Genomic DNA, 13,455 nt, shown 5'->3' with positions numbered 1-13,455 from the left:
TCTACGAGTCGAGTTCGTGGAGGGTCGGGATGGTGGTGAGTTTGTCGGGGTTGCGGATCAGGTAGAGGCCGGTGATGTGGTCGTCGGTGCTTTCCAGGAAGGCGACCGTGTCGGGCTCGTCGTCGTAGTACGCGATGAAGGCGAGCTCGCCGTTCAGTGGGGCGATCCGGATCTGGAAGTCCGGGTTCTCCGCGATCACCGCGAACATCCAGCGGGCGATCTTGTCCGGGCCATGGATCGGGCGCAGCGCCGCCTTCTTCTTGCCGCCGCCGTCGCTGATCAGGACCGCGTCCGGCGCCAGCAGCGACACCACCTGGTCGAAGTCGCCCGACCCGGCGGCCGCCATGAACCGCATGGTCAGCTCGTTGTGCCGTTCTTTGTCCACCTGGTGCCGCGGCTGCCGCGCGTGCACGTGCCCGCGGGCCCGGTGCGCCAACTGCCGTACGGCGGCCTCCGACCGCCCGAGCGTGTCCGCGATCTCGTCGTACGGGAGGTCGAACACCTCACGCAGTACAAAGGTCGCCCGCTCCAGCGGCGACAAGGTCTCGAGTACGACGAGCATCGCCATGCTGACCGAGTCCGCCAACTCCACGGCCACGGCCGGGTCGTCGTCGGAGTTGATCGGCTCCGGCAGCCACGGACCGACGTACTCCTCCCGGCGCGCCTTCTGCTGGCGCAACCGGTTGAGCGCCAGCCGCGTGGTGATCCGGATCAGGTACGCGCGGGTGTCCCGCACCTCGTCGTGGTCGACGCCCGTCCACCGCAGCCACGTCTCCTGCACGACGTCCTCGGCGTCGGTGACACTGCCGACCACCCGGTACGCCGCCCCGACCAGCACCGCCCGGTGTTCGTCGAACTCCCGCGCCAGCTCCTCCTCGGTCACGCCGGCCTCAGCTCGCACAGCTCCTTGAAGCCCTGGCTGGTCAGGCCCAGCGCGGCGTTCGTCCGGGAGCGGAAGTTCTCCAGCGACACCCAGGCGGTGAGCTCGACCAACTGCTCGTCGGTCAGGTCCTGGCGCAGCCGCTCGAAGTGCTCGTCGGTGACGGTCGGCGGGGTCGCCGTCATCGCCTCGGTGTAGTCCATCACCGCGCGCTCCAGATCCGTGTAGGCGGCACTGTCCCGCCACCCTGGCACATCGCGCAGCTTCCGCGGGTCGACACCCTGGTGGTGGAACTCCCAGTAGCCGAAGTCCATGCACCAGCTGCAGCCGATCTGCGCCGAGGCCACCATCACCGCGAGCGCCTTGAGGGTCGGGTCGAGCTTGGTCCAGCGGGTGGCCGACCCTTCCATCAGCATCATCGACACCAGCACCCGCTTGTTGTGCATCGCCGCCTGCCCCGGGTCCAGCACCTTCCCGAACTTGCGCCGGCTGCCCCACTCCGCCAGTCGGACAAACCAGGTCCGCCGGTGCTGCAGTTCGATCCGAGCCATCACAGCCTCCTTCAGGTTCGCCGTCCCTCTTGCGGACACGCCCCACCCGGAAGCCTGTGACATGACCTGGCTCACACGCGGTTCTTCCCGGGCAGAGTGGGTAACTGACCTGCGGCGGGATGGACAATCTTGGATACTCTTCCAAGCTATGGCATACTCATTCATATGAGTGTGAAGGTCGCGGTGGCCGGTGCCAGCGGATATGCGGGGGGTGAGCTGCTTCGGCTGCTGAGTGCGCATCCCGAGGTCGAGGTCGGCGCGCTCACCGCGGGCGGAAACGCCGGGACACCGCTCGGACAGCACCATCCACACCTCGTGCCCCTGGCCGGGCGCCTCCTGGTCGAGACCACGGCGGAGAACCTCGCCGGTCACGACGTGGTGTTCCTGGCCCTCCCGCACGGACAGTCCGCCGGACTCGCCGAACAGCTCGGCGAGGACGTCACCGTGATCGACTGCGGCGCGGACTTCCGGCTCACCGAGGCCGAGGTGTGGACCGAGTTCTACGGCGGCGAGCACGCCGGCGCCTGGCCGTACGGTCTCCCGGAGCTCCCCGGTCAGCGCGAAAAGCTTCGCGGCAGCAACCGGGTCGCCGTACCAGGCTGCTACCCGACCGTGTCCACGCTCGCCCTGCTCCCCGCCGTGCAGAACGGTCTCGTCGACCCCGGCCAGCTGGTCGTCGTCGCCGTCAGCGGCACGTCGGGCGCCGGCAAGGCGCCCAAGCCGCATCTGCTCGGCGCCGAGGTGATGGGCTCGGCCTCCGCGTACGGCGTCGGCGGCGTGCACCGCCACACTCCGGAGATCGAGCAGAACCTCACGCCGTACGCCGACCAGCCGGTGAGCGTCTCGTTCACCCCGGTGCTGGTGCCGATGGCGCGCGGCATCCTCGCCACCTGCAGCGCGCCGGTTGCCGACGGCACCGACCTCGCGACGCTGCGGCAGGCCTACGAGGACGCGTACGGCGACGAGCCGTTCGTGCACCTGCTGCCCGAGGGGCAGTGGCCGCAGACGCAGGCCACCCTCGGTGCGAACACCGTGCAGCTGCAGGTCGCCCTCGACCAGCGCACCGGCCGCGCCGTCGTCGTGGCCGCGATGGACAACCTCACCAAGGGCACCGCCGGCGCAGCCGTGCAGTGCATGAACCTGGCCACCGGGCTCGACGAGACCCTGGCCCTTCCCCTCATCGGAGTCGCACCGTGACCGTTGCAGTCACCCCCGACACCCAAGTCGATCGGAGTGCCGGAGTGACCGCGCCGGCCGGCTTCCGTGCGGCCGGGGTGATCGCCGGGATCAAGCCGGCCGGCACGCCGGACCTCACCGTCGTCGTCAACGACGGCCCGCACGACGTCGCGGCCGGCGTCTTCACCACCAACAAGGTGAAGGCGGCGCCGGTCCTGTGGTCCCAGCAGGTCCTGACCGCCGGCAAGCTGAAGGCCGTCGTGCTGAACTCCGGCGGCGCCAACGCGTGCACCGGCCCGGAGGGTTTTCAGGACACTCACAAGACCGCGGAGAAGCTGGCCGAGGTGCTCGGCGTCGGCGCGGCCGAGATCGGCGTTTGCTCGACCGGCCTGATCGGCGAGCGGCTCCCGATGTCTGTGCTGATCCCCGGGATCGACGCCGCGGTCGAGGCGCTCGGCAGCACCCCGGAGCACGGCCTGGCCGCGGCGACCGCGGTCATGACGACCGACAACGTGCCGAAACAGGCTGCGCTGCAACACGCCGACGGCTGGAGCATCGGCGGGTTCGCGAAGGGCGCCGGGATGTGCGCGCCGAACATGGCGACGATGCTCAGCGTCATCACGACCGACGCCGTACTGGACCAGCCGCACCTCGACCACGCGCTGCGGAACGCGGTCGGCAAGACCTTCAACCGGCTCGACGTCGACGGCGGCACCTCGACCAACGACACCGTGCTCCTGCTCAGCTCGGGCGCGTCCGGCAAGACCGTCACCCCGGAGGCCTTCGAGGCTGCGCTGACCGTCCTGGCTGCTGACCTGGTGAAGCAGCTGCAGGCGGACGCCGAGGGCGTCACCAAGCACGTCAGCATCACGGTCCAGGGCGCGGCCACCGAGGCGGAAGCGGTCGCGGCCGCCAAGATCGTTGCTGAGGACAACCTCTGCAAGACCGCCTTCTTCGCCTCCGACCCGAACTGGGGCCGGATCGCGATGGCGGTCGGCAACGCGCCCACCGCCTTCGACCCGCAGCTGCTCGACATCACGCTGAACGGCGCGCCGATCTGCATCGCCGGCGGCAAGGGCGTCGACCGCTCCGAGGCCGACCTGAGCGGTCCCGAGATCGACGTGGTGATCGACCTGCACGCCGGCCCGGCCGCCGCGACGGTCCTCACCACCGACCTGTCGCACGCGTACGTCGAAGAGAACTCGGCGTACTCCTCATGACCACATCGCATGCGGACGCGGTCGAGAAGGCCGCGGTCCTGACCGAGGCCTTGCCTTGGCTGAAGCAGTTCCACGGCAAGACAGTCGTGGTCAAGTACGGCGGCAACGCGATGGTCGACGACAAGCTCAAGCGGGCGTTCGCCGAGGACATCGTGTTCCTCCGGTACGCCGGGGTCCGGGTCGTCGTCGTGCACGGCGGCGGACCGCAGATCAGCGACATGCTCGGCCGGCTCGGCATCGACAGCGAGTTCCGCGGCGGCCTGCGGGTCACCACGCCCGAGGCGATGGACGTCGTCGGTATGGTCCTGGTCGGCAAGGTCGGCCGCGAGCTGGTCGGCCTGCTGAACGCCCACGGCCCGTTCGCGGTCGGCATGTCCGGTGAGGACGCCGGCTTGTTCACGGCCGAGCGCCGTACGGCGATCGTCGACGGCGAGGCCGTGGACATCGGGCTCGTCGGCGACGTGGTCGACGTCCGGCCGGAAGCCGTCATCGACCTGATCGACGCCGGCCGGATCCCGGTGGTGTCGACGATCGCGCCGGACGAGGACGGCCAGGCGCACAACGTGAACGCCGACACCGCGGCCGCCGCGCTGGCGTCCGCGCTCGGCGCCGAGAAGCTGGTCGTGCTGACCGACGTGGCCGGGCTGTACCGGAACTGGCCGGACAGCGACGAGATCATCACCCAGATCACCACGGCCGAGCTGGCCGAGCTGCTGCCGTCGCTGGCCTCCGGGATGGTGCCGAAGATGGAGGCCTGCCTGCGCGCGGTCGAGTCGGGCGTCTCCCGGGCGACCGTCATCGACGGCCGGGTGCCGCACTCACTGCTGCTGGAGATCTTCACCGACGCCGGAAGTGGAACCCAGGTGATCCCCTCATGACCGAACTGCTCACCGTCGACGGCACGCAATCCGCGCTGACTTCTCGCTACTCCGACGCGTTGATGAACACGTTCGGTGCGCCGAAGCGGGTGCTCGTCCGTGGCGAGGGCGCGTACCTGTGGGATGCCGACGGCAACAAGTACCTCGACCTGCTCGGCGGGCTCGCGGTGAACTGCCTCGGCCACGCGCACCCGTTCGTGGTGTCCGCGGTGACCTCGCAGCTCGCCACCCTCGGCCACGTCTCGAACTTCTTCGCCTCCGCGCCGCAGATCGCGCTGGCCGAGAAGCTGCTCGGCCTGTTCGAGGCGCCGGGCAAGGTGTTCTTCACCAACTCCGGCACCGAGGCGAACGAGGCCGCGTTCAAGATCACCCGGCGGACCGGCCGGACCAAGATCGTCTCCACCGTCGGCGCCTTCCACGGCCGGTCGATGGGCGCCCTCGCGGTGACCTGGAAACCGGCGTACCGGGAGCTGTTCGCGCCGCTGCCCGGCGACGTCGAGTTCGTCCAGTACGGCGACGCCGAAGCGCTGGCCGCGGCCGTCGACGACGAGACGGCGGCTGTCATCCTCGAGCCGATCCAGGGTGAGAACGGCGTCGTCGTACCGCCGGCCGGCTACCTGCAGGCGGCGCGGCGGATCACCTCCGAGCACGGCGCGCTGCTGTGGATCGACGAGATCCAGACCGGCATCGGGCGGACCGGGACCTGGTTCGCGTTCGAGCACGACGGGATCACGCCGGACCTGGTGACCGTGGCCAAGGGTCTGGGCGCCGGCATCCCGATCGGCGCCTGCATCGGCCTGGGCGCGGCCGCGGACCTGCTCCAGCCGGGCAACCACGGTACGACGTTCGGCGGCAACCCGGTCGCCGCGATCGCCGGTCTTGCCGTCCTGACGGTGATCGAACGGGACGGGCTGCTCGCCCAGGTGAATGCCGTCGGCAACCACCTCGCCTCGTCGATCATCGCGCTCGACCACCCGTTGGTCGCCGGGGTGCGCGGCCGCGGCCTGCTGCTCGCGATCGAGCTCACCCAGCCGGTGTCGGACCAGGTGGCGGCTCTGGCGCTGGAGGCCGGGTTCGTGGTGAACAACCCGATCCCGAACGCGTTGCGGCTGGCGCCGCCGTACATCCTGAGCAAGGCTGATGCCGACAGTTTCGTCGCGGCCCTCCCAGGGCTGCTGGACCAGGTGGAGGCCGGATGACGGTCAAGCACTTCCTCCGGGACGACGACCTCTCGCCGGTCGAGCAGGACGAGGTCCTGACGCTGGCGCAGCAGCTCGCGGGGGACCGGTTCGGGCACCAGCCGCTGGCCGGGCCGAAGACGGTCGCGGTGATCTTCGACAAGTCCTCGACCCGGACCCGGATCTCGTTCGCGGTCGGGATCGCCGAACTGGGCGGCGCGCCGCTGATCATCGACGCGCAGACCTCGCAGCTGGGTCGCGGCGAGCCGATCGCGGACACCGCGCGCGTGCTCGACCGGCAGGTCTCGGCGATCGTCTGGCGGACGTTCGCGCAGACCCGGATCGAGGAGATGGCCGCCGCCTCCCGGGTGCCGGTGGTGAACGCGCTGACCGACGAGTTCCACCCGTGCCAGATCCTCGCCGACCTGCTCACGGTGCGGCAGCACAAGGGGTCGACCGCCGGGCTGAAGCTGGTGTACTTCGGGGACGGCGCGAACAACATGGCGCACTCGTACCTGCTCGGTGGCGTGACCGCCGGCATGCACGTGGTCGTCGGGTCGCCCGCGGAGTACCAGCCGGATCGTGCGATCCTCGCCCGCGCAGCCGAGATCGCGGCGACGACCGGGGGATCGGCGGCCTGGACCGCGGACCCGTTGGAGGCTGTCGACGGCGCGGACGTCGTTGCGACCGACACCTGGGTGTCGATGGGCCAGGAGGCCGAGGCGATCGAGCGGGAGGCGCCGTTCGTCCCGTACGCGGTGACCGAGCAGCTGATGTCGAAGGCCGGCGCCGATGCGATCGTGTTGCACTGCCTGCCCGCCTATCGTGGCAAGGAGATCGACGCGGCCGTGATCGACGGGCCGCAGTCGGTCGTCTGGGACGAGGCAGAGAACCGGCTGCACGCGCAGAAGGCGCTGCTGTCCTGGCTGCTGGCGAGGAGTTTCGAGGCATGAGTGTCGCCGTACCGACGACCAAGACCGCACGGCAGCAGCGGATCGTGGATCTGCTCGGGCGGCAACCGGTGCGGTCGCAGACCGAGCTCGCCGAACTGCTGGCGTCGTCCGGGCTGGTCGTCGGTCAGGCGACCCTGTCCCGGGACCTGGTCGAGATCGGTGCGGTGAAGGTCCGCGACTCGAGCGGTCAGCTCGTGTACGCCGTACCGGGTGAAGGCGGCGACCGTACGCCGCGAGCCGGTGAGGCAGCCGCCTTCGAGGCCCGGCTGGCGCGGGTCGCGTCCGAGCTGCTGGTGTCGGCTGAAGGCAGTGCCAACCTGGTCATCCTGCGAACCCCGCCGGGTGCGGCCCAGTACTTCGCGTCGGCGATCGACCACGTGGGACTGGACGACGTACTCGGCACCATCGCCGGCGACGACACCGTCATGGTCGTCTCCCGCAACCCCACCGGCGGCCCCGCGCTCGCCACCCGCTTCCTGTCCCTCGCCGCCCGCGAACCCAAGTAAGGAACTGAGAGTTGAGTACCGGAGAGAGTGCAGCCCTGTGGGGTGGACGGTTTGCGGGTGGGCCGGCGGATGCGCTGGCCGCGCTGAGCAAGTCGACCCAGTTCGACTGGCGGCTGGCGCCGTACGACATCGCCGGGTCGAAGGCGCACGCGAAGGTGCTGCACCGAGCGGGCCTGCTGACCGACGAGGACCTGTCGGTGATGCTGGCCGGGCTGGACGGGCTGCTGGACGACGTACTGGCCGGCAAGTTCCTGCCTGCCGAGGACGACGAGGACGTGCACACGGCGCTGGAGCGCGGTCTGCTCGAGCGGCTCGGTGCTGAGCTCGGCGGACGGCTGCGTGCCGGGCGGTCCCGCAACGACCAGGTCGCGACGCTGTTCAAGGGCTACCTGCGCGAGCACGGGCGCATCATCGGACGGCTCCTGCTGGACCAGGTGACCACGCTGGCCGAGCAGGCCGAGAAGCACCTCGGTGTCGCGATGCCCGGCCGTACCCACCTGCAGCACGCGCAGCCCGTCCTGCTGTCGCACCACCTGCTTGCGCACGCCTGGCCGCTGATCCGCGACCTCGACCGGCTCGCCGACTGGGACGCCCGCGTCGCCGCGGACTCGCCGTACGGATCGGGTGCACTGGCCGGCAGCTCGCTCGGACTGGACCCGCAGTACGTCGCCGTGGAGCTGGGCTTCAGCAACTCGTCGGCGAACTCGATCGACGGCACCGCGTCGCGTGACTTCGTCGCGGAGTTCGCGTTCGTCACCGCGCAGATCGGCGTCGACCTGTCCCGGCAGGCCGAGGAGGTGATCATCTGGGCGACCAAGGAGTTCGGCTTCGTCGAGCTGGACGACGCGTTCTCGACCGGGTCGAGCATCATGCCGCAGAAGAAGAACCCGGACATCGCCGAGTTGGCCCGCGGCAAGGCCGGGCGGCTGATCGGCAACCTGAGCGGCCTGCTGGCGACGCTGAAGGCGCAGCCGCTGGCGTACAACCGGGACCTGCAGGAGGACAAGGAGCCGGTCTTCGACTCCATCGACACCCTCGAGGTGCTGCTGCCCGCGTTCACCGGGATGATCCGGACGCTGCGGTTCAACGTCGACCGGTTGGAGGAGCTGGCGCCGCAGGGCTTCTCGCTGGCGACCGACATCGCCGAGTGGCTGGTCCGGCAGAAGGTGCCGTTCCGGGTCGCCCACGAGCTGGCGGGCGCGTGCGTGCAGGAGTGCGAGAAGCGCGGCATCGAGCTCTGGGACCTGACCGACGCGGACTTGGCTGCCATCTCGCCGTCGCTGACGCCGGACGTGCGCTCGGTGCTGACGGTGGAAGGCTCGCTGGCGTCCCGCAACACCCGCGGGGGCACGGCGAAGGAGCAGGTCGCCGAGCAGCTGGACGAGCTCCGGCGTCGAGCCGCCGCGCACGCCTCCCGCCTCGACTAACGGGGCTGTCCGCGGCTTCATCTAAGGTGCTGCGCATGCCCGTACGCCGTTCGCTGCTCGCGGATCCCGTCCTCGACGTGGCCCCGAGGCTGCTCGGCATGGTCCTGCGCAGCACCACCGACGAAGGCACCGTCGCCGTACGCCTGACCGAGGTCGAGGCGTACGACGGCCCGAACGACCCGGGCTCGCACGCGTACCGCGGCCAGACACCCCGCAACACGGTGATGTTCGGCCCACCCGGGTTCCTGTACGTGTACTTCACCTACGGCATGCACTTCTGCATGAACGTCAGCGCCGGCCCGGACGGACAGCCCTCGGCCATCCTGCTCAGGGCCGGCGAGATCGTCGAAGGCGCCGACCTGGCCCGCGCCCGTCGCCTGACTGGTGCTCCGAACGGTGTGCTCCCCGGCGCGGTGCGGAAGCGGGCGAACGGGAATCCGGACCGCGATCTAGCCCGCGGTCCGGCCCGGATGTGCGTTGCCCTCGGCATCGGCCGGGACGACAACGGCGCCGACCTGCTGTCCAGGTCCTCACACGTCCAGCTGCTGCCTGGCCCGGGCTTCGACGGAGAACCGTCCACCGGGCCGCGCGTCGGCCTGCGCGAGGCCGCCGACTGGCCGTGGCGCTTCTGGATCCCGGACGACCCGACGGTCTCGCCGTACCGCCCGCACGTCCCGAAACGCCGCGGTTAGCGGTTCGCGAGCGCCAGGACGTGGTCGAGCTGCGGCAGCCCGTGCTCGACCTCCGGGTCCGGGAACAGGCCGATGTGGTGCACGCCGGCTGCCTCCAGCGCCTCGATGTGCGCCGCCGCGTCGTCCAGCGTCCCGACTGCGCCGATCTCGGTCCACCAGTCGACCGGCATCCCGACCAGGCCGTCCGCTCCGCTCTCGTCGTACAACTTCTTCATGTCGTCGAAGAACGGCAGCGCAGTCAGGCCCGGGTGCTTGTCGTCGATGCGTACGGCGAGCCACGGTGCGGTCCACTCGTACGCCGTCTTGCGGTCCTCGCGCACGCAGAACGCGCTGAACACCGCGACCACGAAGCCCTCGGGCGATCCGGCGTACTCCAGTGACTGCCGGACGTACGACGGAGTCGCAGGCTCGGCCAGGACGAGGCCGCCACCGACACGGCCGGCCAGCGCCATCGACTTGGGGCCCATGACACCGAGCAGGATCGGCGGAACCTCGGCCGGCGGCGCATCCAGCTTCACGTCCGTCAGGTGGACCGTCTTGCCCTCGAACGTGACGTTCTCACCCGCGAGCAGCCGGGTGACGGCCGTGGTGACCTCCTCGAGCGCGGTCAGCGGCGACTTCGGCCGGACGCCCATCTGGCCCATCCACTCCTGCACGCCATGGCCGATACCGGGCAGGAAGCGGCCAGGCCCGAGCGCGTCCAGAGTGGCGAACTCCATCGCGGTGACGGCCGCCGTCCTGGCCACGGCCGGCACGATGCCGAGGCCGACGGTGAGCCGCTCGGTCGAGGTGAGCGCGGCGGACACCAGCGACGGCCCGGCGGTGAAGAAGCAGTCCTCGATGATCCACAACTCGTCCGCGCCACCCTGGTCCAGGCGGCGGGCGACGTCGGTCACCAGGGCGGCGGGGTAGGTCCGCGGGAAGCACATCCCGATCTGTGTCATGCGAAGAACCGTAGACGGCTCCGCGGACATTTCTCCGTCCCCACCCCACCGACCCCGGTCAGGCACTCCTCAAAGGACTTCTGGCAGTTAGGTAAAGGTCTTCCCAGCCCGTGGGGCGGCGGGCGTAGCGGCCCCGCCTCCGGGTAGGTTTCGGACTATGGCCCGTCCGCACTACGCGTCCCGTCTCGAGGACTGGTTCAACATCGGGGTGCAGGCGATCCTGCGGCGTCGCGGCTGGCGAGAGCGGATCATCCCGCACGTCGGTTACGGCACCACCCAGTTCGTCCGCGTGCTGGCCCGCGTCGTACTCAGCCGGGACCCGCGCAACCAGCCCCGGTTCGACGAGGACCAGGTGGTGCGTGGCTGGCGGGTGTTCGTGACGGCGCCGGCGACCAAGGTGACCGTGACGGTGACCGTCAGCGGGCAGACCTTCGAGGCGATGACCGACCGCGGCGGCTTCGTCGACCTGACCGTGCCGGTAGTGCTGCCGCCGGGCTGGCACGAGATCAACCTGGGGGTCCACGGGGAGCGGGAGGCCCGGGCCCGGGTGTACGTGCCCGACCCGGACGCCACGCTCGGTCTGGTCAGCGACATCGACGACACCGTGATGCTGACGATGCTGCCGCGTCCGCTGATCGCCGCCTGGAACACGTTCGTCCGGGACGAGCAGGCGCGGCGCGTCGTACCGGGGATGGCGGAGATGTACGCCGAGCTGCTGGCGGACCACCCGGGTGCGCCGATCTTCTACCTGTCCACGGGGGCCTGGAACACGGCGCCCACGCTGACCCGCTTTCTGGCGCGGCACGGGTACCCCGCCGGGCCGCTGCTGCTCACCGACTGGGGACCGACCAACACCGGCTGGTTCCGCAGCGGGCAGGAGCACAAGCGCTCCGCCCTCCGTCGGCTGGCAGCGGAGTTCCCGAACGTCCGCTGGGTCCTGATCGGCGACGACGGCCAGCACGACCCCCAGTTGTACGGCGACTTCGCGCAGACCCACCCGGAGCACGTGCGGGCGATCGGCATCCGCCAGCTCACGCCGGCCGAGCAGGTCCTGTCGCACGGTCTCCCGGTCCCCAACCCGGACCCGGGCGCCCACGACCCGCACCGGCCCAACGCTGCCACGGTGCACGCGCCGGACGGACATGCGCTGCGGCCGCAGCTCCAGGCTGTCCTGACCCGCCCCGACCCGACGTAGCCGCCATACAGGACACTTGTAGTCGACCGACGTACTCGAGGAGAGACAAGTGACCGACAGCGGGACCGCACGCCGCACCCAGGTGCTCGACGACCTGGAGAGCCGCGGCCTGATCGCACATTCGACCGATCCCGACGCCCTGCGGGCCGCAATGGCGGCCGGACCGATCACCTCGTACGTCGGCTTCGACCCCACCGCGCCCAGCCTGCACATGGGGAACCTGCTGCAGCTGCTGACGCTGCGCCGCCTCCAGTTGGCCGGCCACAACCCGATCGGGCTCGTCGGTGGCGCCACTGGCCTGATCGGCGACCCGAAGGAGAGCTCCGAGCGGGTGCTGAACCCGAAGGACGTCGTCCAGCAGTGGGTCGAGAAGGTCCGCAGCCAGGTGGAGAAGTTCATCGACTTCGACAAGGCGCTGCCGAACCCGGGGCGGATCGTCAACAACTACGACTGGACCAAGGACCTCAACACGCTCGACTTCCTGCGTGACATCGGCAAGCACTTCCCGGTGAACCGGATGCTTGGGCGTGAGGTCGTGAAGGCCCGGCTGGAGCAGGGGATCAGCTACACGGAGTTCAGCTACGTACTGCTGCAGTCACTGGACTACCTGGAGCTGTACCGCCGCCACAACTGCACGCTGCAGACCGGCGGGAGCGACCAGTGGGGCAACCTCACCGCCGGCGCTGAGCTCATCCGCCGTACTGAGGGTGGCAAGGCGCATGCACTGGCCACGCCACTCGTGACCAAGGCAGACGGCACCAAGTTCGGTAAGACGGAGTCCGGGACCGTATGGCTGGACCGGGAGCTGACGTCGCCGTACGCCTTCTACCAGTTCTGGTTCAACACGGATGACCGGGACGTGATGCAGCTGGTGCGGTTCTACACGTTCCGGACGCCGGAGGAGATCGCCGTACTTGAGCAGGCGACCGCTGAGCGCCCACATGCGCGTGAGGCCCAGCGACTGCTCGCTGAGGACCTCACCACCCTCGTGCACGGCTCGGAGGAGACCAGGAGAGTGCAGGAGGCGTCGAAGGCGCTCTTCGGCCAGGGGGAGCTCGCCTCCCTCGACGGATCCACACTGGTCGCCGCACTCCGCGAAGCACCCCACGTCGAGCTAGGCGCCGGCGAACCGATGCCGACGTACGGCGACCTGCTCGTGAAGTCCGGCCTGGTCGCCAGCAAGTCGGCCGCGCGCCGGACGGTGGCCGAGGGCGGTGGCTACCTCAACAACGAGAAGGTGAAAGACGCCGAGTACGTGCCGGGCTCCGACGACCTGCTGCCGGGTGGCGTGCTGGTGCTGCGGCGTGGAAAGCGTTCGTTTGCAGGGGTTCTGGCGTCGTCGGCGGACCGCTGACGGGCCGGCTCCACTCCCACAATCTGGATGCCGAGAGCAAATTACAACCGTGTGATCCTGCCCACCGGGAACCGATTTGACCGGCCACCTCGAAGCCACGTAATGTTCTTCTTGTTGGAGCGAGGCGCAGGACGCGAAAGCGGCCGGTCGCTCCGAACCCCCCAAGGCTAGCTGAGCCGAACCGCGTCGTCTGACTCGGGCCGGAGGCTAAGACGCGGGTGGAGGGCCAGAAAAATCGGGTCTTGACTCGGTGGATCTGATCCGGTAGAGTAACGCAGGTTGCCCCGGAGTCCTGGCTGAAAGGCCAAGACGCGGTGTGCGTCCGATTCTTGAGAACTCAACAGCGTGCCGAAAGTCAATGCCGAAAGATGCATTAACCCCGTTCACAGGCATTGGGCGATTTTCTTGCCCCTGGTCGTTTCGACTGTGGGTTTGGGTTGTCTGTTGTTCTGTGGCGGATTCCTTTGAAATATTTTGATTCAAGTCAGTTTGATTGTTTCT

The 13,455-nt window shown here is 69.6% G+C and carries 13 protein-coding genes; 10 read left to right on the top strand and 3 right to left on the bottom strand.

Annotated elements, in window-relative coordinates; genetic code table 11:
• Window position 1: 1 nt before the first annotated feature.
• Both AB0H36_RS44310 and AB0H36_RS44305 read right to left on the bottom strand, forming a co-directional pair.
• Complete coding sequence (locus AB0H36_RS44310) at window positions 2-901, bottom strand: RNA polymerase sigma-70 factor (protein WP_360537527.1); 900 nt, start codon at window positions 899-901, stop codon at window positions 2-4.
• Window positions 880-1,431, bottom strand: coding sequence for a carboxymuconolactone decarboxylase family protein (locus AB0H36_RS44305; RefSeq protein ID WP_360537525.1), 552 nt, complete (start codon window positions 1,429-1,431; stop codon window positions 880-882). Before AB0H36_RS44305 ends, AB0H36_RS44310 begins: the two co-directional genes overlap by 22 nt.
• A gap of 165 nt (window positions 1,432-1,596) precedes the next feature.
• Between AB0H36_RS44305 and argC the strand changes: the two genes are divergently transcribed.
• From argC to AB0H36_RS44265, 8 genes are read left to right on the top strand one after another with little or no spacing between them, the layout of a single operon-like run.
• Window positions 1,597-2,628, top strand: a complete 1,032-nt coding sequence (gene argC, locus AB0H36_RS44300; RefSeq protein ID WP_360537523.1) for an N-acetyl-gamma-glutamyl-phosphate reductase — start codon at window positions 1,597-1,599, stop codon at window positions 2,626-2,628.
• Complete coding sequence (gene argJ / locus AB0H36_RS44295; RefSeq protein ID WP_360537521.1) at window positions 2,625-3,827, top strand: bifunctional glutamate N-acetyltransferase/amino-acid acetyltransferase ArgJ; 1,203 nt, start codon at window positions 2,625-2,627, stop codon at window positions 3,825-3,827. The genes argC and argJ overlap by 4 nt, the downstream gene beginning before the upstream one ends.
• Window positions 3,824-4,705 (top strand): acetylglutamate kinase, encoded by an 882-nt coding sequence (gene argB, locus AB0H36_RS44290; protein WP_360537519.1) that lies wholly within the window; start codon window positions 3,824-3,826, stop codon window positions 4,703-4,705. The genes argJ and argB overlap by 4 nt, the downstream gene beginning before the upstream one ends.
• The gene (locus AB0H36_RS44285; protein WP_360537517.1) at window positions 4,702-5,904 is read left to right on the top strand and encodes an acetylornithine transaminase; all 1,203 of its coding nucleotides are present in this window, start codon (window positions 4,702-4,704) and stop codon (window positions 5,902-5,904) included. The genes argB and AB0H36_RS44285 overlap by 4 nt, the downstream gene beginning before the upstream one ends.
• Window positions 5,901-6,836, top strand: coding sequence for an ornithine carbamoyltransferase (argF, locus tag AB0H36_RS44280; protein WP_360537515.1), 936 nt, complete (start codon window positions 5,901-5,903; stop codon window positions 6,834-6,836). Before AB0H36_RS44285 ends, argF begins: the two co-directional genes overlap by 4 nt.
• Window positions 6,833-7,342: an arginine repressor gene (locus AB0H36_RS44275; RefSeq protein ID WP_360537513.1), complete on the top strand. Its 510-nt coding sequence runs from the start codon at window positions 6,833-6,835 to the stop codon at window positions 7,340-7,342. Before argF ends, AB0H36_RS44275 begins: the two co-directional genes overlap by 4 nt.
• An 11-nt stretch (window positions 7,343-7,353) precedes the next feature.
• Entirely contained in the window at window positions 7,354-8,769 is a 1,416-nt protein-coding gene (gene argH / locus AB0H36_RS44270) for an argininosuccinate lyase (RefSeq protein WP_360537511.1), read from the top strand.
• 35 nt (window positions 8,770-8,804) lie between these two features.
• Complete coding sequence (locus tag AB0H36_RS44265) at window positions 8,805-9,461, top strand: DNA-3-methyladenine glycosylase (RefSeq protein WP_360537509.1); 657 nt, start codon at window positions 8,805-8,807, stop codon at window positions 9,459-9,461.
• Here AB0H36_RS44265 and AB0H36_RS44260 read toward each other — a convergent pair.
• Window positions 9,458-10,405: an LLM class flavin-dependent oxidoreductase gene (locus AB0H36_RS44260; RefSeq protein WP_360537507.1), complete on the bottom strand. Its 948-nt coding sequence runs from the start codon at window positions 10,403-10,405 to the stop codon at window positions 9,458-9,460. The two genes, AB0H36_RS44265 and AB0H36_RS44260, sit on opposite strands and share 4 nt — an antisense overlap.
• 157 nt (window positions 10,406-10,562) lie before the next feature.
• On the opposite strand from AB0H36_RS44260, the gene AB0H36_RS44255 reads away from it, so the two are divergent.
• Both AB0H36_RS44255 and tyrS read left to right on the top strand, forming a co-directional pair.
• Window positions 10,563-11,600, top strand: coding sequence for a phosphatase domain-containing protein (locus AB0H36_RS44255; RefSeq protein ID WP_360537505.1), 1,038 nt, complete (start codon window positions 10,563-10,565; stop codon window positions 11,598-11,600).
• A gap of 49 nt (window positions 11,601-11,649) precedes the next feature.
• Window positions 11,650-12,954, top strand: coding sequence for a tyrosine--tRNA ligase (gene tyrS / locus AB0H36_RS44250; protein ID WP_360537503.1), 1,305 nt, complete (start codon window positions 11,650-11,652; stop codon window positions 12,952-12,954).
• Window positions 12,955-13,455: the final 501 nt, after the last annotated feature.

It is taken from the genome of Kribbella sp. NPDC050820, from assembly GCF_040653975.1.
In the GTDB taxonomy this organism is placed as follows: domain Bacteria; phylum Actinomycetota; class Actinomycetes; order Propionibacteriales; family Kribbellaceae; genus Kribbella.
Note: the sequence above shows the minus strand (reverse complement) of the source record. Positions and strands in the feature narration are given on the sequence as shown.

Bases quoted from the DNA above. Each gene is read 5' to 3' on its own strand.
- AB0H36_RS44305 (WP_360537525.1), bottom strand. From the start codon at position 1,431: ATGGCTCGGATCGAACTGCAGCACCGGCGGACCTGGTTTGTCCGACTG.
- argC (WP_360537523.1), top strand. From the start codon at position 1,597: ATGAGTGTGAAGGTCGCGGTGGCCGGTGCCAGCGGATATGCGGGGGGT.
- argB (WP_360537519.1), top strand. From the start codon at position 3,824: ATGACCACATCGCATGCGGACGCGGTCGAGAAGGCCGCGGTCCTGACC.
- AB0H36_RS44285 (WP_360537517.1), top strand. From the start codon at position 4,702: ATGACCGAACTGCTCACCGTCGACGGCACGCAATCCGCGCTGACTTCT.
- argF (WP_360537515.1), top strand. From the start codon at position 5,901: ATGACGGTCAAGCACTTCCTCCGGGACGACGACCTCTCGCCGGTCGAG.
- AB0H36_RS44275 (WP_360537513.1), top strand. From the start codon at position 6,833: ATGAGTGTCGCCGTACCGACGACCAAGACCGCACGGCAGCAGCGGATC.
- AB0H36_RS44265 (WP_360537509.1), top strand. From the start codon at position 8,805: ATGCCCGTACGCCGTTCGCTGCTCGCGGATCCCGTCCTCGACGTGGCC.
- AB0H36_RS44260 (WP_360537507.1), bottom strand. From the start codon at position 10,405: ATGACACAGATCGGGATGTGCTTCCCGCGGACCTACCCCGCCGCCCTG.
- AB0H36_RS44255 (WP_360537505.1), top strand. From the start codon at position 10,563: ATGGCCCGTCCGCACTACGCGTCCCGTCTCGAGGACTGGTTCAACATC.